The organism is Streptosporangium sp. NPDC000095 (assembly GCF_042899335.1).
Classification (GTDB): Bacteria; Actinomycetota; Actinomycetes; order Streptosporangiales; family Streptosporangiaceae; genus Streptosporangium.
This window is the reverse complement of the sequence record NZ_JBIAZS010000001.1, coordinates 128,976-153,722: the sequence shown is the minus strand read 5'-3', so window position 1 is coordinate 153,722 and position 24,747 is coordinate 128,976. Positions and strand designations below refer to the sequence as shown.

Sequence of the window (24,747 nt, the reverse complement as noted above, 5' to 3'; positions counted from 1 at the left end):
CGATCAGGGGCGGCATCGTGAGCGTTGACCTCAAGTCACCAACAGGTGGTTCGCAAGTGGCGTGTCGCATCCTGTCCCCATGAGTAACGCCTTCGAGGACGTGGCGAACGTCTTCCAGCCGGTGCCGACCCCCGGTCCGGGAAGAACGCCGGGGAAGATCGGCATGACCATCCTGCTGATCCTCTGGACGGGTCTGGGTGTGCTGCCCTTCGTGTTCGCGGTGCCCGGCCTCAAGCTCGCGACGGGTTCCGTCGGCGTTCCCGGCACGCTCACGGTCGTCTCGTGCGAGGAACTGGGCCGGGGCCGTTACGACTGCAAGGGCAGCTTCGCGCCCGACGGCGGCGGAGACGCCGTCCCGGTCGACGCCTCACCCGACTCCACCGCGGGAGACGTCAGGCGCGCCCAGCTCACCCCCGAGGGCGACCGTGCCGTCCGGACCGGCACCTCGGGCGTCCTCGCCGCGCTGACCATGCCGTTTCTCGGCGTCGGTGTGCTGGGCTTCCTGCCGTACGTGTTCCTCTACGTTCTCAAGGTGCGTCGCGGCAGGCGCGCCGCGGTGGTCCTCGGCTGCGTCCTCACGCTCGTCTCACTCGCCGGTCTCGTCGTCGGCATGGTCGCCGCCTACTCCTGAACCGTCCTCGCCGAGACGCGTCCCGGTTCACGCACTTCGCGATGATCAGAGAAGGGCACGCGAGACGGCCCGAGGCACGTTTGCAGGCCCTGAGGGAAATTTGTTGTAATTCGCGAAATGTGGCGGTGAGCTGGCGAAAGTTTCGGTTTCGACGGCCCGTCATCTGTTGCGTCTGCATGGCTGCTCCGGAAGCGGGAAGTCTTCCCCGCGCCCCTCGATGGAGGACCACGGCCGGGCGGTGGTCCTCGGTCTCGGCGGCGGGCGTGAGAGCACCCCTTCGACTTCGACGCCCCCGCTGGTTCCGGATCAAACCAGATGGAGGACAAGGTGACGCTAACAAATCCCGACAGGCCCAACGCGGTGTCGTCGAGCGGACCGGGCGGACCACCACGGCGCATCCCCCGCCCGATGGTCATCGCCACCGCCGTCGTGCTGGTGGCGTCGGGCGGCGTCGGGGCCTCCCCGGCGTCAGCGGCATCGCCGCCGCCCGCACCGACGGAATCACCGACGCCGACCCCCAGTGTGACGGTGAGCGAGACACCCCCGCTGAGCCCGACACCGATTCCCCCGCCCTCGACCGAGACACCGACGCCGACACCGACTCCCACCACCACGACGCCGCCCCGGGTACCCCCGGTGGCGTTCCCCGGCACGCTGCACGGCGAGTTCGTCCTACCGGCGAAGGACGGCTGCGGCTTCACCGTGTTCGCCCAGACCGGCGAGGCGACCGCTCTGGCGGAAGACTCGATCACCGTCAAGAGCCAGGACGGCTTCGAGCGGGTGTACACGATCGCCGACACCACCAAGTCCCTCTCGGGGCGACGGGACAACGTGCTCAGGCAGGGCGACTGGGTCTCGGTGACCGCGACGACCTCCGGCGAGACGGCGACGGCCGCCTACGTCTTCGGCCTGACGCGGCCTCACAAGAAGTTCTGGCGCGGTGGCGGCTGGTGGTCCATCAACGAGTGGCGGCCGGGCAGCAGGTGGCACAAGCCCGCCATCTGCCCCACGCCGCCGGTCGCGACCCCCACGCCGCCCGTGGAAACCCCGCTGCCTCCCACCCCGCCTCCCACGGATACCCCGTTCCCGCCGACGGAGTCCCCGCTGCCTCCCACCGAGACCCCGCCGCCCACGGAGGAGCCGCCGCCCGCCCCCACTCCAGAGCCGACCCCCACCGTGACGGAGGGAACCCCGACCCCGACCCCGACCCCCACTCCCTGAGCGAGCAGGAAACGGGCGCGGCCGCCACGCGGCCCTGACCCGCGTGGCCGCGCCGTGGAACCGGGGCCGTCCGTCACGACGTGACGGCCCCGGTTCCGGTGACAGGCGGCTCAGAACGGTGATGCCCGGGTCTCCGACCGGAGACCCGGGCATCACCGCTGGGCGGCGAAGTCGTGCACATGCTTCCGATGCTGGCGTGTTCCGATCCTCCGGGTTACACTTATTGCAGATATTCCTTGAGTTGGAGGTGGGCATGCCTCGCACCGGTGTTCTGGCTGGCGCGACACGCGTTGAGGCAGGTGGCGGTGACCGCGAACTCCTTGCCCGTCTGGAGACGACCGCGGCCGCGGCGAAGGCGTCACTGGTGCTGCGAGGACCCGACGGTACCGACATCGAGTTGCCCAGATCATTGGTGAACCTGCTGGTGGCGGCGGCGCACGACCTCGCGAAGGGGAATGCCGTTCTGGCGCTGCCGGTGGAGACCCGGCTGACTCCGAACGAGGCCGCAGAGCTGTTGGGGCTGTCACGTCCCTTCGTCGTACGGCTGCTCGACGAGGGCGAGATCCCCTCGCAACGTCTGCCGGACAGCCGTCATCGTCTGGTGCGCCTCGCGGATGTCCTGGAGTTCCAGGCTCGTCGCGAGCGGCGCGCGGAAGGCCGTCGCAGGATCATGGATGTCGCCGAAGAGGCTGATCTGCCTTATTGACCGCCCTGGGAGTGCGCCGATGGCGCGGGTCTTCGTTGACACCAACGTGTTGTTCCCGTTTTCACTGATGGATCTGATGTCGGCTCATGTGTGGCCGCGACCCGCCGTCCGGTGGTCAACCGGTACCGGCGGCGGTCGGCCCGCCTTTATGGGCGGTAGGCGTCTCGGCGATGTTTGATCGTCTGGATCGTCACAGTGCGCTTGTCCTCGTCGATGCGATAGACCAGGCGATACGTTCCGCGTCGGGCGACATGCAGCCCTTCGTACGGCTCTTGGAGGGGTTTGCCGACACGCCAGGGCTCGCGTGCGATGGCGCCGGTGATCAATTCCCAGGCTGCGGACGCCACGGTCTCGGGCAGGCCCGAGGCGAGTGCGCGGCGGGCAGGCGGATCCAGCAGGACGGTGTATCGGTCGCTCACGCGCTCGCCTTGCCAAGGCGGGCGGCCATGACGGCGGCCATCTCCTCCTCGGTGGTCACGTCGCCGCGTGCTTCGGCGGCAGCGGCCTCGACCAGGTCGGCCCGCATTTCAGGGTCAGCGAGGATTTCCAGCGTCTCCTGCAGGGACTCCCACTCGGCCACGGACACGATGACGGCATGGGGTCGCCCGTTCCGGGTGAGCGTGAAGTGATCGTGCTCACGAGCGGCCCGGTCGGCCAACTCGGTCAACCGGTCCTTCGCTTCGCTGATCGGGATGATCTCCATGGAGCCCATGGTATCTCTTTGGCTGGAATACTGGCCAAAATCCGGGCCAACTTTCGTGTAGTTGCAACGCCGGGTGCCGAAGGGTCAGCCTGGGGTGAGGAAATGGCCGTCGGTCCTGATGGCCTCGCCGGTGGTGTTGGTGTTGGCGGTCGAGCACAGGTAGACGATCATGCGTGCGGCGTCGTCGGGGTGGCTGACGCGCTTGGTCGCGGCGGCCTCGGCCGCCTTGTCGAGCAGCTGTTGCGGCATGGGTTTGTCCGCGGGGGTGAAGCCTGGCATGACGACGTTGGTGAGGATGCCGGCGGAGGCGAGTTCCCTGGACATCACCCGGGTCAGGCCGTGCAGCCCCGCCTTGGCGGCCACATAGGAGACGTTGCCGGGGAAGCCGTCCTCGACCAGTCCTGTGGAGACGTTGACGATGCGGCCCCATCCGTTCGCCCGCATGTCGGCCAGCACGGCGCGGGCGAGCAGGTAAGGGCCGACCAGGTTCGCGGTCATCGACGTGGCGAACCGCTCGGGCGGCGCGGTCTCGAACAGCTCGCCGGGCGCGGGCCAGTCCGGCCAGCGGACGGCGTTGTTGACCAGGACGTCGACCGGCCCGAGCCGGGCGCGGGCGTCCTCGACCGCCGCCTCCAGCGAGTCGGGGCGGCCGAGGTCGAGTCGCCAGGCGATCGCCTGGGCTCCACGCTGTTCGGCCATGGCGACGGTCTCCTCCGCGGCCTGCCGGTTGGTGTGGTAGCCGACGGCGATGTGCGCCTTCTCCTCTGCGAAGGCCAGCGCGGTGGCCCTGCCGATGGCGGTGCTCGCACCGGTCACCAGAACGACTTTTCCTGCGAGTCCGAGTTCCATGGGTTTCTCCTATGGGGGATCAGGTGAGGTTGTCGCGGACGGCGTGCAGCAGCCGGATGAGACGCGCGGCGTCGGCCTCGTCGAGCCCGGCGACGGCACGGCTTTCCACCTGCGCCCACGCGGCCACGACGGCGTCGACCACGGCCTCGCCGCGTTCGGTCAGCCGCAGCCGGGTCACCCGGCGATCGCCGGGATCCGGGGCACGCTCGACGAACCCGGCCCGCTCCATTCGGGTGATCGCCTTGGCGATGGTGGGCTGTTCCATGCCGATGCGCTGGACCAGTTCCGCCTGGGTGGTCTCGGGGTTGTGGTGAAGGTCGACGATGAGAAGCTCCTGGCCCAGGTGCAGGCCGAGCTCGGCCATCCGGCGCTGCATCTCGGTGCGGTGTGCCCTGGTGACCTCGGCGAGGGCGTAACCGATCGGCCCCTGTGCGGCCGCGACCTGCCGCCCGGCGGTCACGCCGGCACCGTCGGCCGGTCATCCGCGACGCGGGCCAGGACGCGCCGCCACAGCCGGGTGATGTCGTTTCGCGCCTCTTCTTCGGTCAAGAATCCGTCGGTGTCGATGTGACGGTGGGCGAAGCCGACCGCCACATCGAAGTCGGAGAGCACTTCTGCACCGACCCGCCGCAGCATGTCGCCGAGCTGCAACTGGGCGAAGACCCCGCCGAACCGGTTGGGTGACGCGCTCATCAGCACCACCGGTTTGCCCGCCAGCGGGCGTGGGGGTGCGAGGATCGAAAGCCAGTCGACGAGATCCTTCATCTGTCCGGGGATGCCGCGGCTCAGCTCCGGCGTCACCAGCAGCAGCGCATCGGCCGCCGCCACGCGCTCACGTAGAGCGCTGACGGCCTGAGGGAACGGGCGCCCGCGAGTGGCGTCCAGACGGGGAATCCGGGCATGGTCGTCCCACACCTCCACCCGCAGCGGGGCCTCCGCCAGTTGTTGTGCGGCGTGGAGGAGAGCCCGGTTGCGTGATCCCTCCCGGCTGCTCCCGCAGATCGCCAGCACGTCGACTATTTCCATAGTCGGCTATCTTATAGTCGGCTATGGAAATTCCACAACTTCGGCCGGTGAGATGCCCATGAGCCCGGAACCCTGCGAGCCCGTTCGTCGCCGTGCCGTTCCGAGCCTGGATGACCTTCTTGAGATCGGGCCGCTGACAGCCGGGCCGCGGGACGTCAGCCCATGTGCGGTAGCGGTGGTCGACCGGGGGAGTTTCCGGTGGGGAGACGGCGGGTGGAGGTTTTGCGGAAATATGGGGGCATTGCCCCCATATCGTGGTTCAGGGTGGTCGTCATACTTGACGGCTGTGAACTCCGCGAGCCCGTTCGTCGCCGTGCCGCCCCGAGCCCGGACGGCGGCACGTCCCTCCGATCGGGCCACCGCCTCCGACGCGGCTCGCCTCGCCGCTCCCGGCGTGGAGCGTCCCGTCGCCGGAGCAGGCGCGCCGGAGGTCGTTGTGGACATGTCCGGCGTTCCGGCGGGCCGGGAGGTGACTCTGTCGGACGCGGTACTCCCGTTCGTCCGGCGGGCGGTGGAGCGGCTGGCCGCCGGCACGGCACGACTGGAGGGCGGGGTCTGGGGCGCCTCGGTCGGGAAACGGTTCGCGAAGGATCTGACGGCCCGGCTCACGCGGGTCGCCTCCCGGGTCCTGGTGTTCGAGCTGAACGCGCGGAGGACGAGGGGAGAGCTGTCAGGAGACACGCCTACCGAGCGGTTCGCCGATTTCGTGGGCCGGGTGAGCGGCGAAAAAGGGCTCGCCGAACTACTCGGGGAGTATCCCGTCCTCGCCCGCCTGCTGCGCCAGGCCGCCGACCAGGCGGTGGAGACGGGGCTGGAACTTCTGACGCGCTTCGCAGCGGATCGTGAGCACCTGAGGGAACTGCTGGGAAGTGACCCCGGGAGCCCGGTGGAGTTCTCCGCCGTCGGCGACAGCCATCTCGGGGGACGCGCCGTCACCGTGGTGACCCTGGCCGGCGGCGCGAAGGTCGTCTACCGGCCGCGATCGGTCCAGGCGTACCCGCACTTCGCCGAGGTGCTCGACTGGCTCAACGAACGAGTCCTCGGTCTCGGCCTGCGCGTTCCGCGCGTGGTGCGGCGGGAGGGCTACGGCTGGGTCGAGTTCGTGCCGGCCGAGCCGTGCGCGGACGCGGCCGAGGTGGAGCGGTTCTACACGCGCGCCGGTGCGCTGCTCGCCCTGCTGTACGCGTTGAACGCCATCGACGTGCACTACGAGAACCTCGTCGCCTGCGCGGACCGGCCGGTGCTGGTCGACGTCGAGACACTGTTCCACGCGGCGCTGCCCGCGGAGGCGTCCGCCGACCCGGCGCTGCACGCCCTGCGGGACTCCGTCCAGCGCACCGCGCTGCTGCCGAAGATGATGGTCGGCGAGCAGGGCGCGCTGGACGTCTCCGGCCTGGGCGGGGACAAGGGCGGGGTGTACCCGTTCCTGTCCCCCCGGTGGGAGGAGGAGGGGACGGACACGATGCGGCTGGTGCGCGGTGTCACCCGTTTCGCCGGAGCGGTCAATCGTCCCACCCTGAACGGGGTGGACGCCGACCCCGCCGACCACCTGCCGAACCTGCTGGCCGGTTTCCGGCGTGCCTACGACGCCATCGCGGTGGGACGCGACGAACTGCTGCGCGGGCCGCTGGCGAGGTTCGGCCAGGCCGAGGTCCGCGTGCTGCTCCGGCCCACCCGCTTCTACGGCGAGCTGCTGATCGAGTCGACGCATCCGGACGTGATGCGGTCCGACGCCGACAGGGACGAGGTGTTCGACCTGCTGGACGCCGTGTCGGTCGGCGACCCCGCGCGGTCGGCGGCGGTGCCGTTCGAGCGGGCCGACCTGTGGGCGGGGGACATCCCGTACTTCAGCACGTCCCCCGGCGAGCGGGAGATTCGCGATGGCGGGGGCAGGGCGCTGCCGTGGTGTTCGCGGGAGAGCGGGCTGGACGTCGTGGCCGCCAAGCTGGCCCGGCTGGGCGCCGCCGACCGGGAGAACCAGGAATGGATCATCGAGGCGTCGATGGCGACCCGGGTCGCGGGCGGGCGGCATGATCCCGGCGAGCCGTCCGAGACGCCGCTGCCGGCCACGGTGCCCCATCGCGCGGCGCTCGTGGCCGCCGCGCGGGGCATCGCGGATCGCCTGTGCGCGACCGCGCACCGCGAAGGCCGTACCGTCAACTGGCTGGGCCTGGAGCCGGTGGAGGACGGCCGGTGGACGATCATGCCGTTGGGCGCCGGGTTGTCCAGCGGGTACCTCGGCGTCGCGCTGTTCCTGGCACAGGCGAGTCGCGTCACCGGAATCTCCCGTTATATGGACTTCGCCTGGATGGCGGTTCGGCCGCTGCCGCGGCTGCTGGAGCGGATCGCCGGGAACGAGGCTCTGCTGCGAGCCGTGGGCTGCGGGGGATTCGGCGGTCTCGGCGGCATCGCGTACGGCCTGTCACAGCTCGGGGTCCTGCTCGGCGACGCCGAGGTGGCGAGCTGGGTGGAGCCCGCGGTGGAGGCGGCCGGCGCGGCGGTCGTCGACGAGTCGCCGCTGGACGTCCACGACGGCCTGGCCGGGTGCCTGGCCGCGATGCTCGCCGTCCGGCACAGCACGGGAACGGCCGGGGCCGACCGCGTGGCGGCCAGGTGCGCGGAACGCCTGGCGGCCGCGGCGCCCTCTGCGGCGGATCTGCCGCCGGGTTTCGCCTTCGGCGCCGCGGGCGTGGGGTGGGCGCTCGCCAGGCAGGGGCAGAGTGTGGACGGCGCTCGTCTGCTCATCCATGCCGCCGCGCGGGCGGCGGCAGCGGAGGACACCTGGTGCCACGGCCGGGCGGGAGTGCGCCTGGCCCTGTCCGACGCAGCCCTCCCCGGCGATCCGGCGGCGTTCTCGATCTCCGACGTCCCGCTGGGGGGACACGGTCTGTGTCACGGCGAGGCGGGACGTCTGGAGACGCTGAGCGCCCTCGCCCGGCGAGGCGACCCCGTGGCACAGCGGTCACTGCACCGCCACGCCGGCAGGCTGCTGGCCTCGCTGGACACCTACGGAGCGCGGTGCGGTACTCCCCGCCACGCGCCGACCCCCGGTCTGCTGGACGGCCTGGCCGGCATCGGCCACGGTCTGCTCAGGCTGGCCCTTCCCGAGATGACACCGTCGGTGCTGCTGTTGCGGCCCACTGATGAAGGAGAGATCCATGGACCCTGAGAAGGACGCTGAGAACCGTTCGACCACCGAGGAGCCGGCCGCGTCGTGGCAGGAGCGGCTGGGCGCGCCGGCCGGATCGATCATGATCAGACTGGCCGGCGTGTCCCCGGTGACCCGTGCGCTCGTGCTGGCCGGCCTGACAGCGGGGACGACGATCGCGTTCGGCTCGCCGGACACCGCGGCGCACGCGGTGATGGCCGCGAGCGGAGACGACACCGTCATTCCCGTTTCCCTGAGTGCTCGCTAAAAGGCATTTTTGGTGACATGGCGGCAGTTAACCTGTCGTCATGTCATATACCTCCCCCATTTTGGTCGGACGCGAAAGGGAAGTCGAGCAACTCGACCGGCGCCTCGCCGCCGCGCGAGACGGCCGGGGTGGCGCGGTTTTCCTGCTCGGCGATCCCGGAATAGGAAAGTCCCGCCTTTCTGCAGAATGCGCGTACCAGGCGTTCGACACAGGGATGATCGCGTTGCGGGGACGGGGCGGGGGCATCAGCGCGGACATCCCGTTCAAACCGCTGTGCGAGGCGCTGCTCTCCTACACCAGGACCAAGGAGCCGCCGGACGATCCGGCCCTGGTGCCCTATCTACCGGCGCTCACCAAGCTGGTCCCGGAGTGGCGCCGGGCGGGGGGCACCGACCATCTGGAGTCGGTGATGGTGCTGGCGGAGGCGGTCCTGCGGCTGCTCGCCGTCATCGGGCGAGACGGTGGCTGCCTGCTCGTCCTGGAGGACCTGCACGACGCGGACGTCGACACACTCGCCGTCGTCGAGTACCTGGCCGACAACCTCGCCGGGGTGCCCGCCTTCCTGCTGGCCAACCTGCGCAGCCACGCGGGACCGGCACGGTCCGTCGCCGAGGCCTGCGCCCAGCGGCGGACCGCGACCCTCGTCGAGCTCGCGCCCCTGCCGCCGGAGCAACTCGCCCGGCTCACCGCCGCCTGCCTGGAGGCCTCGCCCGACGACCTGCCCCGGCAGCTTCTCACCCGGCTGGAACGTGATACGGCGGGCGTCCCGTTCGTCGTCGAGGAACTGCTCGCCGCCATGGTGAACGTCGGCGCCCTGGAGCGCGACGGGCGGCGGTGGCGGCTGAACGGCGACCCCGCGATCGACGTGCCGACCACGCTGGTGCGCAGCATCATGCTGCGCGCCGCCCAGCTGAGCTCCTCCGCCCGGGAGTCGCTGCACATGGCGGCGGTCTTCGGCTCCCGCTTCCCGATTCCGATGATCCAGGAGGCCACCGGCCTGGCCGACCGCGAGGTGATGGAGTTCCTGCGCGCGGGTACGGGGGCGCGGCTCATCACGCCGGACGACTCCGCCGGCGACTGGTACGCCTTCCGTCACGCGCTGATGGCCGAAGCCCTGCGCTCCTCGCTCATCCCCGCCGAGCGGGTGTCGATCGCGCGCCGCGCCGCCGACGCGCTGGAGCGGCTGTACCCCGGGCTGCCCGGCGAGTGGTGCCAGATAGCGGCCACCCTGCGCCTGACCGCCAGGGACACCCTGGGCGCGGCCGACCTGCTCGCCGGCGCCGGCCGCCGCCTGCTGGACGACGGTGCCGCCGACCTCGCCGTCACGCTGCTCGAACGCGCCTACGCCCTGCTCGGATCCGCCCCCGCCGACCTGCGGGCGCGCGTCCTGCAGGGGTTGTTGCACGCGCTGACCGAGAGCGGGCAGGCCGACCGCGCCTTCGCCCTCGCCAAGGACCTCCCGATCAGCGGCGACCTGGCGATGACCATCCCGCACGAGATGGACCTGCGCACCAAGCTGGCCTGGGTCGCCGCCGAGATCGGCGGGACCGCCGACGGACTGGCGCACGTCGCGGCGCTCCGCAGGCTCCTCCAGATCAACCCGGACGAGGCCCGTACGGCGGCCGTCGACGTGATCGAGGCCCAGCTCATCGTCCCCGACCACGGGGTCCTCCAGCAGAGCCCGCAGCGGATGGCCGCGGCCGAGGCCCTCGTACGGCGAGCCGTGGAGGTCGCCGAACGCGTCCCGCTCCCCGAGGTGGCCTGCCAGGCGTGGGAGCGGATGGCGATGTTCTCCAGGGTCCGTGGGTTCGACGAGCCCGACCGGTGCCTGACGCGGGTGGTGTCCATCGCCGACGCCCACGGCCTGAAGCTGTGGAAGCTGCGGGCGATGTTGCGCCTGGCCGTGAACCACGCCCTGCGCACCGGCGAGCGGGAGCCACTGGAGGAGGTCGGCAGGGCGGCGGCACAGGCGGGCGCGATCAGTCTGGTCCACTCCACCCAGGCGTCCCTGGTCATGACGGGCGTGCTGCGCGGTGAGTACGGTGAGGCCCACGGGCTCGCCGCCCCGTGCGTCGAGTCCACCATCCGGCTCGGCCACACCGCCTACACCCAGTACCTCCTGCTCGCCCAGGCCACGCTCGCGGCCCACCAGGCCAAACGCGCGGAAATGGAGGGCGTGCTGGAGCGGTTCCGCGAGTGGGGCGGTGAGAGCAGCCTGCACATGCCGGTGGTCTACGGCCTGTGCCAGGCGATGTGCGCGCTCCTTGAGGAGGACCGCGACCTCTGCGGCGAGATGCTGATCAGGGCCCGGGAGTGGGAGGACGACAACCCCACCATCTACTACCTCACCGGCAGGTACGGACTCCGCGTGCTCATGGATGTACTCGCCGACCGGGCGGGCGCCACCGAATGCGACGCCGCGGAGAGCACCTCGGCCGCCGAACTGGCCTGGAACCGCACCTTCCTCCACCTGGCCAGGTCCGTGCTGTCGGGCCGCCAGGGCGACCCCGAGGGGGCGCTCGCCGCGTTCGGCAGGGCCGCCGAGGCCGCCCGGCCCTTTCCCCTCGCCCACCACCTGGGGCTCCGGCTGGTCGCCGAGGCCGCCCTGGCGGACGGCTGGGGCGAGCCGCTGGTCTGGCTGCGTACCGCCGAGGAGTACTTCCACCAGGCGGGCGTCCCCGCGGTCACCGGGGCCTGCCGGGCGATGCTGCGCGGAGCCGGCGCGGCTGTGGCGCAGCGCCGCACCGGACGGGAACAGGTGCCGAGCGGGCTGCGCGCCCAGGGCGTCAGCGTGCGGGAGTATCAGGTGCTCACCCTGCTCGCCGAACGGCGTGGCAACGTCGACATCGGCAAGCGGCTGTTCATCTCGCCGCGCACCGTGGAGAAGCACGTCGCGAGCCTGCTGCAGAAAACGGGCCTGCCCGACCGGGCCGCCGTGTACGAGCACGCGGCCGAGTTGCTGCGCCCCACCTGACGTCTCCTCAGGTGGCCCCGGTACGAGCGCGCGCGAACGCCGCCGCCGCTCCACCTGACGTCCTCTCAAGCGCCCGGTCCGAGCCCGCGCGAACGCCGATGCGCCCCACCTGATGTGACCGATGCCCCCATCACCCCCGGCGGGCCCGCGCGAATATGGGGGCGGCTCCCGCATGTGGCCGACGCCGCGCGTCGGCAGAGTGCCAGCCATGAGCGGAGACGGAATCACCCTGGGGGCGGCGCCCGAGCTCGGCGCGGCATGGTGGGCCGGCGGACTGACGCTGGCCGAGCGGCTGGACCGGACCGGCGGTGACATCCCCGCCGGCCGGTCGCCGGAGTCGGCCGGCGAGACCGCGCGCTGGCGGCTACGGGAGTGGCGGAACGCTCACGGGCTGCTGGAGAGCGGACAGTTCGACCGGCGGCTGGCCGCGGCCGGGCTCACCGTCGACGAGCTGACCTCGCTGCTGGACGAGGAGCCCGCCGTGCTGGCCGGCCGTGTCGCCCGCCCGGACTGGGCCGTACAGGCCGAGGAGGCGATCGCCGCGGCGCCTGCCGGGTCCGGCGCCCGCGCGGACGGGATACCCGTCGACGAGGGATTCGCGGCGATCATGACGCCGTTCGCCGAAGGCGCGCTGCGGCGCCTGGGTGACGCGCTGAACGCGTGCGGCCCCGCCGTTCGGGCGGACGCCCTGCTCGCGGCCTGGGGCGTCGAGCTCCGGCAGCGGCTCGCGGCGCTCGCGTCGCGGACGCTGGTTCTGGAGCTCAACGTCATGCGCGTCTCGCGGCGGCTTGAGGGGGCGACGCCCGAGGAACGGTTCGCGGACTTCGTCCGATGGTTCGGGCGTCATCCCGAGGCGCTCGCCGCGCTGTGCGAGGAGTACCCGGTGCTGGCCAGGCTGCTCGCCCAGACGGCCGACCGGTTCGCGGCCGGCCGGGGCGAGATGCTCGCCCGCTACGCCGAGGACCGTCCCGACATCGTGCGGACGCTGCTGGGCGGCGTCGATCCCGGCCCGCTGACGGCGGTCGAGGGCGGCGGCGACACCCACCAGGGCGGCCGCGCGGTGAGTGTCCTGACCTTCGAAACGGGTGCGCAGGTGATCTACAAGCCGCGCCCGCAGGCCGTTCACCGGCACTTCAACGACGCCCTGGCCTGGCTCAACGAGCGCGTCGCGGGCTTGGACCTCATCCGCCTGGCCGTGCTGGACCGCGGCCCGTACGGCTGGGTGGAGTTCGCGCCCCACCTGCCGTGCCAGGACCGCCAGGAGGTCGCCCGTTACTACCACCGGCTCGGGGCGCTGCTCGCGATGCTGCACGCTCTCGACGGCGCCGATTTCCACTGCGAGAACCTGATCGCCTGCGGCGACCAGCCCGTGCTGGTCGACCTGGAGGCCCTGCTGCACCCGCTGGTGCCCGGGGCGGGGATCGAGCGCCTCATGGGGGACCCCGCGGCGCTCGCCCTGGAGTCGTCGGTGAGCCGCAGCGGTCTGCTGCCCGAGCTGATGGTGGGCGAGAACGGCGTGATCGACCTGTCCGGCATGGGCGGCGACAAGGACGTCATGCTGCCGATGAAGACGCCGACCTGGACCGGACAGGGCACCGACGAGATGCGGCTGGTCCGCGAACACCTGGTCTTTCCCGGCGTGCGCAACCGCCCGCGCCTGGGCGAGGACGCGGCCGACCCCGCCGACCACCTCGACGACCTGCTGGCCGGGTTCGGCCGCGGCTACGAGGCCATCGTGGCCGACGCCCCCGCACTGGTCCGGCTGATGACCACGTTCTCCGACGACGAGGTTCGCGTCGTCCCGCGGGCGACCCGCACGTACGCCAAGCTGATGATGGAGTCCACCCACCCGGACGTGCTCCGCCACGGCCTCGACCGTGACCGCGTGCTCGACCACCTGTGGGCGATCACCCGCGGCGACCGCACCCGCGAGCGGCTGATCGCCTATGAGGCGGAGGACCTCTGGGCAGGCGACATCCCGATCTTCACCACCCGGCCGGGCAGTCGCGACCTGTGGACCTCGGGCGGTGTCCGCATCCCGGACATCCTGCCCGAGGCCAGCCTGAGCCGCGCCGTCCGCAAGGTTCTCGGCATGGGGCCTGTCGATCGCGCCCGCCAGGAGTGGGTCATCCGGGCCGCCATGGTCACCCGGGACCGCTCCGGGCTCGCCGCCCTCGCCGTCGGCACGACGTCCTCCGTCTCCGCCTTCGCCCCCCTCTCCGCCGACAGGCCGGACGAGGCCCGGCTGATCGCCGCCGCCCGGGACGTCGCCGACCTCGTCGACCGCCACACCTGTGCCTCGGAACCCGGCGGTCGCGTCAACTGGCTCGGGCTGGAGCTGGTCGAGGAGAAGTACTGGATGCCGCGGCCGCTGAGCTGGGACCTGTACGGCGGCTACACCGGCGTGGCTCTGTTCTTGGCGCAGTGCGCCGCCGTCACCGGTGAGGAACGGTACGCCGACCTGGCGCGACGCGCGGCCCTCCCTCTCGCGGGGCTGGCCGAGGACCCACCGGAGGAAGGCGTCATGGGCGCCTTCACCGGCCTCGGCGGAGTCGCGTACACCCTGGTCCACCTGGCCGCCCTGCTGGACGACACGAGGCTGGCGCGGCCGGTCGAGGACCTGGTGGAGCTGTGCGCGAAGACGGCCGCCCAGGACGAGGCGCTGGACGTCATCGTCGGCTCCGCGGGCACCCTGGCCACGATGCTCGCGATCCACCGGGCCACCGGGTCACCCGCGGCCTGGCGCACCGCGGAGGCGTGCGCCGAACGCCTGCTGGACACCGCGGCCCCCGTCGGAGCCGGAGTGGCCTGGCACACGCCCATGAGCGACGACCGGCCGCTGACCGGCTTCTCCCACGGGGCCGGCGGCATCGGCTGGGCGCTGCGCCGCTACGCCGAGGCGGGCGGCGACCCGCGCGCCCGTGACACCGCCCTGGCCGCCTTCGCCTACGAGAGCGAGCACTACCGGCCGGACCTGCGAGGCTGGCCCGACTACCGGCAGGGACAGGGCGGCGACGACATGCTCCACGCCTGGTGCCACGGAGCACCCGGCATCGGCCTGTCGCGCGTCGGCGGCCCGGTGTCCGAGCACCTCGACGGTGACCTTGACGGTGACCTCGACCGCGCGCTCGCCGCCGAACTGGAGCGCGGGCCGATGGCCAACCACAGCCTCTGCCACGGCGAGCTGGGCAACCTCGAACTGCTCATCCAGCTGCGCCACCGGCCGGAGGCGGCCGAGCTGCTGACGGCCCGCACCGCCCACCTCCTCGACGACCTGGCCCGCCGCGGCCCCCGCTGGGGCGCGCCCGGCGCCGCCCCCACCCCCGGCCTGATGAACGGGCTGGCCGGCATCGGGTACGGCCTGCTCAGGCTCGCCCGGCCCGAGCACGTCCCGTCCGTGCTTCTGCTCGACGCGCCCATCGGAGCTGAGCGCCGATGAGCAGGGTCCCGCTGCGACACCAGCTCACCTCCACCGAATGCGCCGCGGCCTGCCTGGCCATGATCGCCAGCTTCCACGGCAGGGACACCCGGGTCGCCGAATGCCGGGAAATGCTCGGTATCGGACGCGACGGCGTGTCCGCCGCCCACCTGATCGCCGCCGCCCCCCGCATGGGCCTGACCGCGCGGACCGAGCGGATGAAGAGCCTCGGTCCCATCGACCGGCCGGCCATCGCCTACCTCGCCGACCACCACTTCGTCGTCGTGGAACAGGTCGGCGCGCGGCGCGTCCGCCTGGCCGACCCGGGCGGCGGACGCCAGTGGCAGAGCAGGAAGGACTTCGACCGGCGCTTCGGCGGCGTGCTGATCCACCTCTCGCCCGGCCCCGAGTTCGTCCGGCGGCGCACTCCCATGCGGGAGTGGCTGATGCTCCGCTACCTGCGGGACTTCGTGGCGATGCCGGGCAGCCGGAGCCTGCTCGCCGCCGTGCTGGCCTGCGCGACCGTGCTGAAGCTGCTGGCCCTGGTGCTGCCGCTCGCCACCCAGCAGGTCGTCGACACCTTCGCCCCCGACCAGCGGACGGACATCCTGCCGCTCTTCGCCGGGGTGGTGCTCGGCACCACCGTCCTGGCCGGGCTGACGACCCTGCTGAGGGAGATGGCGGTGCTCACCCTGCGCGTCCGCGCCGAGGCGACGCTGGGACGGCAGCTCATCCGCCACATGCTGCGGCTGCCGCTGTCGTTCTTCATCCAGCGCCGCAGGGGAGACCTGCTCGCCCGGCTCGGCAGCGTCTCCACCACCCGAGAGACCGTCACGCAACGGCTGCTGATACTCGTGCTGGACGCCGCGCTCCTGGTGGGCTACCTGATCGGCCTGGCCGTCCTCGCCCCCGGCTACGTGCCCGTCGTCCTCACCCTGGGCGCCGCCCACGTGCTGCTGGTGCTACGGGTCTCCCCGCGGGTCGCGGCCGTCTACCAGCGGGAGCTGTCGGCGAAGGCCGAGGAGCAGAGCTACCTCACCGAGACCCTGGAGGCCGTGGTCCCGGTCAAGGCGAACGGCGTCGAGGGACGGGCGGAGCAGCACTGGGTGCGGCTGTTCGAGACGTATCGCGGCGCCCTGGTCGTCCGCGGCCGGATCACCGCCGGCCTGGAGGCCTTCCATCAGGCCCTCACCGTCGCCGCCCCGCTGCTCCTGCTGCTGACCGGGCTCGCGCTCGTACTGAACGGTGGCATGACGATCGGCACCGCGCTCGCTGCCAGCACCGTCGCCCTCGCCGTGCTCGCCCCCCTTCAGGGGCTGGCCAGCGCGGGCCAGAGCTACCCGATGCTGCGCAGCCAGATCGAGCGGGTCTACGACATCGTCGACGCGGACGAGGAGGCCACCGGCCCCGTGCGTCTTCCCGAGAACACAGCCGGCGGCATCGAGGTCGAGGAACTGGTCTTCCACTATCAGGCGGACGCCCCGCCGGTGCTCAAGGACCTCACCTTCACCGTCCCGCCCGGCGCCAAGCTCGGCATCGTCGGCCGCACCGGCTCCGGCAAGAGCACCATCGCCCTGCTGGTCCTCGGCCTGCTGCGTCCCAGCGCCGGTACGGTGCGCCACGACGGACACGAACTCGACGAGCTCGACGTCCACGACCTGCGCTCCCGCTGCGGGGCCGTGCTGCAGGACCTCAACCTGTTCAACGGCACGATCATGGACAACCTCACCCTCGGACGGGAGGACGCCACCGAGGAGGAGGTGGTGCGCGCCGCCCGCATCGCCGGACTGCACGACGACGTGGAGGCCATGCCCATGGGGTACGGCACCCTCGTCGGAGAGGCCGGCGCCGCGCTGTCGGCCGGGCAGCGCCAACGGGTCGCCCTGGCCCGCGCCCTCGTCCACAAGCCTCGCCTGCTCATCCTGGACGAGGCCACCAGCCACCTCGACCCCGAGACAGAACGCCGCGTCGACGCGGCGCTGTCCCGGCTCGAGGTCACGCGGATCGTCATCTCGCACCGCCTGAGCGCGATCCGCGACGCCCACAAGATCCTCGTGCTCGACCGCGGTCGCATCGTCGAGCGGGGCACGCACGAGGACCTCGTCGCACGAGAGGGGACCTACCGAGAGCTGTTCGCGCACGACGCGGCGCCCCGGCAGCGAGCGGGGGCACTGAACGCGTGAGGCGCGCCGGGTTCCGCCGACGCGCCCCATGGACCGATTCCGAACCACGAAATCTCAATCCAGAAGGAGAGTACGTCATGTCCGAGAACGAGCTGATCCGTCAGTGGAAGAACCCGCAGGTCCGCTCCGCCGACCTGGCTCACCCGGCCGGGGAGATCGCCCTGGACGACGCCCGGGTGGTCGGCGGCCGCGAGCCGCGGACCGAGTACATCATCTCCTACGGCTGCTGCCCCACCGGCATCTGGTGCGGCGGCGACTTCTGACCCGCTTCACCACGAAGGGGCCTCGGCCCGTCTCCGCGCCGGTTCGGCCGGAGCTTTCCACAACATCGAATCCCATGAAGGAGAGTACGTCATGTCCGAGAACGAGCTGATCCGTCAGTGGAAGAACCCGCAGGCCCGCTCCGCCGACCTGGCTCACCCGGCCGGGGAGATCGCCCTGGACGACGCCCGGGTGGTCGGCGGCCGCGAGCCGCGGACCGAGTACGCCATCTCCTACGGCTGCTGCCCCACCGGCATCTTCTGCTGATCCCTGCGGCCCACACCAAGGAGTCATGAGATGTCCGACAACGAGCTGATCCGTCAGTGGAAGAACCCGCAGGCCCGCACCGCCGACCTGGTCCACCCCGCCGGGGAGATCAGCCTGGACGAGCTGGTCGGCGGCCGCGAGCCCGCCACCGAGGGGATCGCCTCCTGGGGCTGCTGCCCCACCGGCTACTACTGCTGACCCGCGGCCGCGTGCGCGAAGGAGGCGCGAGATGTCCGGCGACGAGCTGATCCGTCAGTGGAAGAACCCGCAGGCCCGCACCGCCGGCCTGGTCCACCCCGCGGGCGAGATCGACCTTGACGAGCACCTCGCGCGCGTCGTCGGTGGCATGCCACAGGAGACCTGGCCTCCGGTGATCTCGCACAAGTGCTGCACCGTGGACCTCTGCTAGGAGGCCGGGAACCGACCCGAGGTCGTGACCGAACGCCGCACCGCGGACCTCTGCCACGTGGTTCGCGACGGACCATCGGACACGGCCACCAACGGTCACCAAGGGCGTCCGGCCCGGTCCTCGTGCCGGGCCGGTCCCCGTGTCCCACGCACAACGAATCTCGACGAAGGAGACAAGTGATGTCCGAGAACGAGCTGATCCGTCAGTGGAAGAACCCGCAGGCCCGCTCCGCCGACCTGGTCCACCCCGCCGGGGAGATCAACCTGGACGAGCTGGTCGGCGGTCGCGAGCCGCGGACGGAGCACTTCATCAGCATCGGCTGCTGCGCCACCAGCACGCTCTCCTGCCCGGTGTAGTCACGTCCTGCGGTCGAGTACGGACCGGACACGGACGGCTCACCGCGGTGGGGGCGATGCCCCCGCCGTAGCGGGAAACGAGTGACGCCTGGGTTTCGGATGCGAAACCCAGGCGTCACCGTTTTTCGCGGCCTGTTCGAAGACAGACGCGCTTCTTGAGATCTGGTCGATGCCGACCGGGCCGCGCGACATCGACCCATGTGCGGGTAGCGGTGGTCCGACGGCGAGGGAAGAGCTCTCCTTTTCACAGGTGCAGCCGCTCGTGGGCGTCGCCGTGCCATTCCACCAGCAATACCGTGACGTCGTCCTGCAGGCGATCGGTGTGGTATTTCAGCACGCCGCGGATCATGCGGCGCAGCGTCTCGGGCACAGGCAGGCCGTCGGCGGTGTGGCGGATGATGAAGTCGACGAACCGGTCGAGGCCGAACTCCTCGCCGTCGGCGTTGCGGGCCTCGGTGATGCCGTCGCTGTAGAACACCACCCGGTCTCCGGGCTCCAACTGTTCACGGCACATCACGATCTCCGTGCCCAGGTTCAGGCCCATCGGGGTGGCCGGAGGGCATTCCAACGTGGCGACCCAGCGGCCGCCGCGGATCACCACCGGCGGATGGTGACCCCGGTTGACCCAGGACAACACCCCGGTGCGGGTGTTCAGATCACCCAGGATCGCGGTGACGAAACGGGTGGCCTGACCGAACTCGGTGATCAGGACCTGCTCGACTGCCTCGCTGGTCGCCGCCAGGCCGGCGCCCTGACGGCGGCTGTTACGGCAGGCGGCCACCGCCAGATTGGCACTCAGCCCCGCAGAGACATCGTGCCCCATCGCGTCGAAGATCCCCAGATGCGCCACCTCGCCGGCCAGCGCGTAGTCGAAGGCGTCCCCGCCGACCTCGTAGGCCGGCTCCAGCGCCGCGGCGATGGTCACCCGCTGATCGGCGAAGGTCAGCGGCGGCATCAACGTCCACTGCATCTCCGCGGCCACGTGCATCGGCCGGGTACGCACCAGCCGGGCGTAGGAGTCACTGTAGGGACGCTTGTCGACCAGCAACAGTGCCACCAGCGACGCCAGGTCCCGCATGTTGTCCTGGATCTGCGCGTCGGCGGCGGCCTCGACGCCGATGCGCAGCACCCCCATGCGTTCGACGCCGTTCAACAGCGGCACCCACCACCGTTGCGGCCCGTCGGTGTCCTCGTCAGTGTCCCTTTCGGTGCCCTCGCCGACGCCGACCAGGATCCGCATCTCCTGGAAGGCCCGCCCGGCCAGGGTCGCGTCGATGCGCAACTCGCAGGCCGCCGTGCTCGCGACCTCCCTGCCGCCGTGGCCCTCACCGGTCAACAGACGCAGCACGTTGCACTGCAGATCCGCCAGGTAGATCAGCACCTCGGCCAGGCCCGCGGACACGGCGTGCTCCGCGACCAGGCCCGGAATCTGCTCCAGAGCCGCCAGGTGACTGGCCCGTAGCAACTCCACCAGCATCCGCTCGGGGCCGGGAGAGGGCTTCACCGCCACGCCACCGCCGACACGCGCTCACTCACCTTGGCGGCCCCTTCCATCTCTCACATCCCTGCGACACGATCATCCGCTTTACCGAAGGATCGCAGGATCGGCCGTGTCCGAAGGCACCTTCGCCCCTCGCCTCCTGGAACTTTCCTACCCGTCGGCCTCACGTCGAAGCCGACCGACAGAGGACGGCGGTGCCGGAACTCGTGAATCCGAGTCCCGGCGCCGCCCTCTTCCGCCGTCGTCAGGTCGGGCTCCTGCCGACCGTCCGGAGAAGGTCAGCCCTGGTGCGGGTAGCGGTGGTCGGTCGGCGGGGCGAAGGTCTCCTTGACGGTCCTGGCGCTCACCCAGCGGGTCAGGTTGAGGATCGACCCGGCCTTGTCGTTCGTGCCGGACGCCCGGCCCCCGCCGAAGGGCTGCTGGCCGACGACCGCGCCGGTCGGCTTGTCGTTGATGTAGAGGTTGCCCGCCGCGAAGCGCAGCCGCTCCGACGCCGAGGCGATCGCGTAGCGGTCCTGGGCCATGATCGAACCGGTCAGCGCGTACGGGGAGACGCCCTCCATCTGGTCCAGGACCGTGTCGAAGTCCGCGTCGTTGTAGACGTGCACGCCGAGGATCGGCCCGAAGTACTCCTTGACGAAGATCTCGTCGGTGGGGTCGGCCGACTCCAGGATGGTCGGCCTCACGAAGTAGCCGGTCGAGTCGTCGTACGACCCGGTCAGCACGTTGATCGAGTCGAGCGAGCGGGCCCGGTCGATCGCGGCCCTGTGCTTGGCGAACGCCCGCTCGTCGATGACCGCGCCCATGAAGGTCGACAGGTCCGCGGCCACGTCGCCGACGGTGAGCGACTCGGCGGTGCCCACGAGCTCGTCGCGGATCACCGACCAGACCGAGCGCGGCACGTACGCGCGGGAGGCGGCCGAGCACTTCTGCCCCTGGTACTCGAACGCGCCGCGGATCAGCGCCGTGGTGAGCGCCGCGGGGTCGGCCGAGGGGTGGGCGAGCACGAAGTCCTTGCCGCCGGTCTCGCCGACCAGGCGCGGATAGGACCGGTAGGAGGCGATGTTCGCGCCGACCGTGGACCACAGGTGCTGGAAGGTGGGCGTGGAGCCGGTGAAGTGGATGGCCGCCAGCTCGGGGTGGGTCGTCGCGACCTCGGAGACGGCCGCGCCGTTGCCGGTCACCATGTTGATGACACCCGGCGGGAGCCCCGCCTCCTCAAGCAGGCGCATGGTGAAGTGCGCGGAGAACTGCTGGGTGGGGGAGGGCTTCCAGACGACGACGTTGCCCATCAGGGCGGGAGCCGACGGCAGGTTCGCCGCGATGGCGGTGAAGTTGAACGGCGTGATCGCCAGGACGAAGCCCTCCAGCGGCCGGTACTCCATCCGGTTCCACACGCCGGGCGAGGAGACCGGCTGGTCGGCGAGGAGCCGCCGCGCGAAGTCCACGTTGAAGCGCAGGAAGTCGATCAGCTCGCAGGCCGCGTCGATCTCCGCCTGCTGCGCGGACTTGGACTGGCCCAGGATCGTCGCGCCGTTCAGCGTCTGCCGGTAGGGGCCGGCCAGCAGGTCGGCGGCCCGCAGGAAGATCGCGGCCCGCTCGTCGAACGGCAGGGCGCGCCACGCGGGCGCGGCCGCGAGCGAGGCGTCGATCGCCGCGCGCACGTCGTCGGCGTTCGCGTCCGCCATGCGGCCCAGCACGGAGGCGTGGTTGTGCGGCTGGACCACGTCGATGGGGGCGCCGCCGCCCATCCGCTGCTCGCCGCCGATCGTCATCGTCAGGTCCAGCTGGGCGCCGGCGAGCTCCTTGACGCGGTTCTCCAGCGCCGTACGCTCGGCGCTGCCGGGCGCGTAGCCGAGCACCGGCTCGTTGACCGGGGCGGGAACGGTGGAGATGGCATCCATTAGTTGCCTCCAAGGGCACGAAGGAAGAAGGCGATGTTCGCCGGACGCTCGGCCAGGCGGCGCATGAAGTAGCCGTACCAGTCGTCTCCGTACGGGATGTAGACACGCACGGTGTGACCCGCTCCGGCGAGGGCGAGCTGCTTGTCGGCCCTGATCCCGTAGAGCATCTGGTACTCGTAGTCGCCGCGGGACCTGGAGAACCGGTCGGCGAGCGTCTCGGTGATCGAGATCAGCCGGTCGTCGTGCGTCGCCACCATCGGGTAGCCCGCCCCCGACATGAGGATCCGCAGGCAGCGCACGTAGGCCTTGTCGACCTCGTTCTTGCTCTGATGCGCCACCGAGGCGGGCTCGGCGTAGGCGCCCTTGACCAGGCGCACCCGCGATCCCTCGTGCGCGAGGTCGCGGCAGTCGGCCTCGGTGCGGAAAAGGTAGGACTGCACGGCGACACCGGTGGAGGGAAAGTCCAGGCGCAGGGCCCGCAGGGTCTCCAGCGTGGAGTCGACCGTGGTGTGGTCCTCCATGTCGAGGGTGACGTTCGCCCCGCAGTCGCCGGCCGCCTCGCAGATCCGCCGCGCGTTCTCCAGGGCGATCTTGTCGCCGTCGGCGCCGAGCGCCTGGCCGACCGCGGAGAGCTTCACCGACACCTCGGCCCGGTCACCGAGCCCCAGCCCGCCCAGCGCGCCGAGCAGCGTGACGTACGCGCCGGCCGTCTGGGCGGCGGCGGCGGAGTCTCTCGTCTCCTCGCCAAGGTGGTCGACGGTGACGGCGAGTCCGGAGGCGGCGAGCCCGCGGATCGCCTCGACCGCCTCCCGAGGCGTCTCGCCCGCGACGAAACGATCGACGACCTTGCGGGTCAGCGGCACGCCGGAGACCGCGCGCCGTACCAGCGGCGACCGGGACGCGCCGAGAAGGAGAGAACCGAACATGTTTCCAGCCTAAAACCTCCGCTCGCCCGGCCATCATGTGCATCTGCCACGATCGACGGGCGGGGCTTTCATACACATGTATGACAATGGTGGGGTGTTGCAGGAGACGGTAGACGAGATCGCCACCAGGCTCGGCGCCTCGGCCACCCTGGAGGACCGGGCCTTCCAGCTCCTGGCCTACGCCGCGCAGAGCGGCGACATCGACGTGGTGCGCCAGGAGTCCATTCTGCGACGCCGTGCGACGGACCAGGTACGCGCCTACTTCGAGGGGTACGGCATCGCCGGGGCACGCGGCCCCGTACGCATCCCCGCCGACGCCGACCTGGGAGTCCTCGCCCGGGTGTGCGTGCCGTTGCGGCACCACGAGGTGACCTACGGCTACCTGTGGCTCCTCGACGACGGCACACTCGGTGACGAGGTCCTCGCCTCGGTCGGCGACCTGGTCTCCAGGGCCGCCACCGTCCTCGCCCAGGAGGCCCGCAGCCGTCAGGACCTGGGTGCGAACCTACGGGAGCTGTTCTCCTCCGACGCCGAAGAACGCTCCCGGGCACTGACACGGCTGGACGACGTGCGCGGCCCGGTGGCGGCGATCGCCGCCCGCGTCTCTCCGGACCGGGTCGCCGCCCTCTGGACGCTCCCGCGCGCCGTGCTCGCCGACCCCGCGTTTCCCGTACGGGGCGAGCCACTGGTCGCCCTCCTGGCCCCGGCGGGCCAGGCGGGGGAACTGGCCGACCGGATCCAGGGCATGTACGGAACGGTGGTGGGCGTCGGCGCACCCAGGGACGAGCCCGCTCAGGCCTGGCGAAGCTGGCGGGAGGCCGTGCACGCGCTGGGCGTCGCCGGACGGGTGCCCGCGCTCGCGCCCGTCGCCACCTGGCCCAAGCTGGGCGTCTACCGGCTGCTCGCCCGCATGTCACCGGCGGGGCTGCGGGAGCTCGCGGAGGAGGTCGCCGGGCTGGCCGACGACCCGGAGCTGGCCAGGACCGTGGAAAGCTACCTCGACCGCGCCGGTCACGTCCAGGAGACCGCCGGCGCGCTCGGCGTGCACCGCCAGACGCTCTACTACCGGCTCGCCAAGGCGGAGCGGCTCACCGGCAGGAACCTCGCCGACGGTGAGGACCGCCTGCTGGTCCACCTCGCCCTCAAGGCGGCCCACCTGCTCTGAGCCCCGGGTCCCCTCAGACGGGGGCCCGGTAGATCTTCACCCAGTCCACGTACATGCTGACCGTCGGAGGAGTGGAGCCGTTACGGCACGGCGACCACTGGTTGCACGTCACGTCGTTCTGGAGCGTCAGGTGCATGGAGCGGCTCCTCGGCACGTTCGGCCCCCGGTAGTCCCACACCTTCCTGCCGTCCAGCCAGAACGTCAGCCGTCCGGGCAGCCAGTCGACCGCGACCGTGTGCCACCGGGTGAAGTCGGCCCTCATCTGCCGTTGGGCCTGCGGCCGGTCGCCGCGATGCACGAAGATCCCGCCCGACCTGCGGCTCGGATCGATGATCTCCGCGAAGTCGACCTCCGCGTACTCTCCGCCCCCCTGGTCGGACGGCCAGAGCAGCGCCACGGGGGTGTAGCCCGCGCCGCGTTCGGCGCGCAGCCGCACCTCCCAGCGCCCGTACCGCTGGGCGCCGCGGGTCGCGATGCCCCCCGACAGGTCCCTGCCGCCGTAGAAGCCGCCCTTGAGCCGCAGGACGCCGCCGCCCACGGTCGAGGCCCGCCCGGTGCGCGGGTTGGTCTCGGCGCCGGGGGAGTGGTAGACGACCCACTTGCGGTCGTCCACACGGGTGCCGTTGAAGTTCTCCACCAGGATCGGGCTGCCCCACCCGCGCGGGGTGGACGGGTCCGTCCGCGCGGCCGCCCCCGTCGCGGGCAGCGAGGAGAGGGCGAGGGCGGCGGCCAGGACGCCCAGGAACGTGCCACGAATCGACATGGGGACATCAAAGCAACAATCGCACTCCAGTAACAGAGGTATTTCGTTTTCGCATACGTCCCACTGGT

23 protein-coding genes are annotated in these 24,747 nt (G+C 71.5%); 14 read left to right on the top strand and 9 right to left on the bottom strand.

What is annotated here, in order from left to right:
- Positions 1 to 79 precede the first annotated feature (79 nt).
- From ACFY3V_RS00545 to ACFY3V_RS00535, 3 genes are all read left to right on the top strand, one after another.
- Positions 80 to 631 (top strand): hypothetical protein, encoded by a 552-nt coding sequence (locus ACFY3V_RS00545; RefSeq protein WP_389768612.1) that lies wholly within the window; start codon positions 80 to 82, stop codon positions 629 to 631.
- Between the two features lie 327 nt (positions 632 to 958).
- Positions 959 to 1,852 carry a hypothetical protein gene (locus ACFY3V_RS00540; RefSeq protein ID WP_389768609.1) on the top strand — a complete coding sequence of 298 codons (894 nt, stop codon included), beginning with the start codon at positions 959 to 961 and terminating at the stop codon, positions 1,850 to 1,852.
- Between the two features lie 253 nt (positions 1,853 to 2,105).
- Entirely contained in the window at positions 2,106 to 2,558 is a 453-nt protein-coding gene (locus ACFY3V_RS00535) for a helix-turn-helix domain-containing protein (RefSeq protein ID WP_389768606.1), read from the top strand.
- Positions 2,559 to 2,704: 146 nt separating this feature from the next.
- On the opposite strand, the gene ACFY3V_RS00530 is transcribed toward ACFY3V_RS00535, so the two are convergent.
- The 5 genes from ACFY3V_RS00530 to ACFY3V_RS00510 form a co-directional block, all read right to left on the bottom strand.
- Positions 2,705 to 2,977, bottom strand: a complete 273-nt coding sequence (locus tag ACFY3V_RS00530; protein ID WP_362895134.1) for a type II toxin-antitoxin system RelE/ParE family toxin — start codon at positions 2,975 to 2,977, stop codon at positions 2,705 to 2,707.
- Complete coding sequence (locus tag ACFY3V_RS00525) at positions 2,974 to 3,261, bottom strand: type II toxin-antitoxin system Phd/YefM family antitoxin (RefSeq protein WP_350948270.1); 288 nt, start codon at positions 3,259 to 3,261, stop codon at positions 2,974 to 2,976. The genes ACFY3V_RS00530 and ACFY3V_RS00525 overlap by 4 nt, the downstream gene beginning before the upstream one ends.
- Before the next feature lie 84 nt (positions 3,262 to 3,345).
- Complete coding sequence (locus ACFY3V_RS00520; protein ID WP_362895132.1) at positions 3,346 to 4,110, bottom strand: SDR family NAD(P)-dependent oxidoreductase; 765 nt, start codon at positions 4,108 to 4,110, stop codon at positions 3,346 to 3,348.
- A 19-nt stretch (positions 4,111 to 4,129) separates the two neighbouring features.
- Positions 4,130 to 4,570: a MarR family transcriptional regulator gene (locus ACFY3V_RS00515; protein WP_362895130.1), complete on the bottom strand. Its 441-nt coding sequence runs from the start codon at positions 4,568 to 4,570 to the stop codon at positions 4,130 to 4,132.
- The gene (locus ACFY3V_RS00510; RefSeq protein ID WP_389768600.1) at positions 4,567 to 5,136 is read right to left on the bottom strand and encodes an NADPH-dependent FMN reductase; all 570 of its coding nucleotides are present in this window, start codon (positions 5,134 to 5,136) and stop codon (positions 4,567 to 4,569) included. Before ACFY3V_RS00510 ends, ACFY3V_RS00515 begins: the two co-directional genes overlap by 4 nt.
- Before the next feature lie 286 nt (positions 5,137 to 5,422).
- On the opposite strand from ACFY3V_RS00510, the gene lanM reads away from it, so the two are divergent.
- The 10 genes from lanM to ACFY3V_RS00460 all read left to right on the top strand — a co-directional run bounded on the left by lanM (position 5,423) and on the right by ACFY3V_RS00460 (position 18,420).
- Entirely contained in the window at positions 5,423 to 8,305 is a 2,883-nt protein-coding gene (gene lanM / locus ACFY3V_RS00505) for a type 2 lanthipeptide synthetase LanM (RefSeq protein WP_389768597.1), read from the top strand.
- Entirely contained in the window at positions 8,295 to 8,552 is a 258-nt protein-coding gene (locus ACFY3V_RS00500) for a hypothetical protein (protein ID WP_389768594.1), read from the top strand. Before lanM ends, ACFY3V_RS00500 begins: the two co-directional genes overlap by 11 nt.
- Before the next feature lie 40 nt (positions 8,553 to 8,592).
- Positions 8,593 to 11,526 (top strand): helix-turn-helix transcriptional regulator, encoded by a 2,934-nt coding sequence (locus tag ACFY3V_RS00495; protein WP_389768591.1) that lies wholly within the window; start codon positions 8,593 to 8,595, stop codon positions 11,524 to 11,526.
- Between the two features lie 208 nt (positions 11,527 to 11,734).
- Positions 11,735 to 14,965, top strand: a complete 3,231-nt coding sequence (locus ACFY3V_RS00490) for a type 2 lanthipeptide synthetase LanM family protein (protein ID WP_389768588.1) — start codon at positions 11,735 to 11,737, stop codon at positions 14,963 to 14,965.
- The gene (locus ACFY3V_RS00485; protein WP_389768585.1) at positions 14,962 to 17,127 is read left to right on the top strand and encodes a peptidase domain-containing ABC transporter; all 2,166 of its coding nucleotides are present in this window, start codon (positions 14,962 to 14,964) and stop codon (positions 17,125 to 17,127) included. Before ACFY3V_RS00490 ends, ACFY3V_RS00485 begins: the two co-directional genes overlap by 4 nt.
- A gap of 77 nt (positions 17,128 to 17,204) precedes the next feature.
- Positions 17,205 to 17,390, top strand: a complete 186-nt coding sequence (locus ACFY3V_RS00480; protein WP_362895117.1) for a hypothetical protein — start codon at positions 17,205 to 17,207, stop codon at positions 17,388 to 17,390.
- Between the two features lie 91 nt (positions 17,391 to 17,481).
- Positions 17,482 to 17,655, top strand: a complete 174-nt coding sequence (locus ACFY3V_RS00475; protein ID WP_389768581.1) for a hypothetical protein — start codon at positions 17,482 to 17,484, stop codon at positions 17,653 to 17,655.
- Between the two features lie 30 nt (positions 17,656 to 17,685).
- The gene (locus ACFY3V_RS00470) at positions 17,686 to 17,853 is read left to right on the top strand and encodes a hypothetical protein (protein ID WP_389768578.1); all 168 of its coding nucleotides are present in this window, start codon (positions 17,686 to 17,688) and stop codon (positions 17,851 to 17,853) included.
- A gap of 31 nt (positions 17,854 to 17,884) precedes the next feature.
- Positions 17,885 to 18,064 (top strand): hypothetical protein, encoded by a 180-nt coding sequence (locus ACFY3V_RS00465; RefSeq protein WP_362895111.1) that lies wholly within the window; start codon positions 17,885 to 17,887, stop codon positions 18,062 to 18,064.
- Positions 18,065 to 18,243: 179 nt separating this feature from the next.
- A complete protein-coding gene (locus ACFY3V_RS00460) occupies positions 18,244 to 18,420 on the top strand; it encodes a hypothetical protein (protein WP_362895109.1) in 177 nt (58 codons plus the stop codon).
- Between the two features lie 244 nt (positions 18,421 to 18,664).
- Here ACFY3V_RS00460 and ACFY3V_RS00455 read toward each other — a convergent pair whose 3' ends face one another.
- The 3 genes from ACFY3V_RS00455 to ACFY3V_RS00445 form a co-directional block, all read right to left on the bottom strand.
- Positions 18,665 to 19,897: a PP2C family protein-serine/threonine phosphatase gene (locus ACFY3V_RS00455; protein WP_389770169.1), complete on the bottom strand. Its 1,233-nt coding sequence runs from the start codon at positions 19,895 to 19,897 to the stop codon at positions 18,665 to 18,667.
- 302 nt (positions 19,898 to 20,199) lie between these two features.
- Entirely contained in the window at positions 20,200 to 21,825 is a 1,626-nt protein-coding gene (gene pruA / locus ACFY3V_RS00450) for an L-glutamate gamma-semialdehyde dehydrogenase (protein WP_389768573.1), read from the bottom strand.
- On the bottom strand, positions 21,825 to 22,751 hold the full coding sequence (locus tag ACFY3V_RS00445) for a proline dehydrogenase family protein (RefSeq protein WP_350947021.1): 927 nt from the start codon (positions 22,749 to 22,751) through the stop codon (positions 21,825 to 21,827). Before ACFY3V_RS00445 ends, pruA begins: the two co-directional genes overlap by 1 nt.
- A gap of 94 nt (positions 22,752 to 22,845) precedes the next feature.
- On the opposite strand from ACFY3V_RS00445, the gene ACFY3V_RS00440 reads away from it, so the two are divergent.
- Positions 22,846 to 23,916: a PucR family transcriptional regulator gene (locus ACFY3V_RS00440; RefSeq protein WP_389768570.1), complete on the top strand. Its 1,071-nt coding sequence runs from the start codon at positions 22,846 to 22,848 to the stop codon at positions 23,914 to 23,916.
- A gap of 13 nt (positions 23,917 to 23,929) precedes the next feature.
- Here the strand turns inward: ACFY3V_RS00440 and ACFY3V_RS00435 are convergent, their stop codons facing one another.
- A complete protein-coding gene (locus tag ACFY3V_RS00435; protein WP_350947023.1) occupies positions 23,930 to 24,679 on the bottom strand; it encodes a glycoside hydrolase family 16 protein in 750 nt (249 codons plus the stop codon).
- Between the last annotated feature and the right edge of the window lie 68 nt (positions 24,680 to 24,747).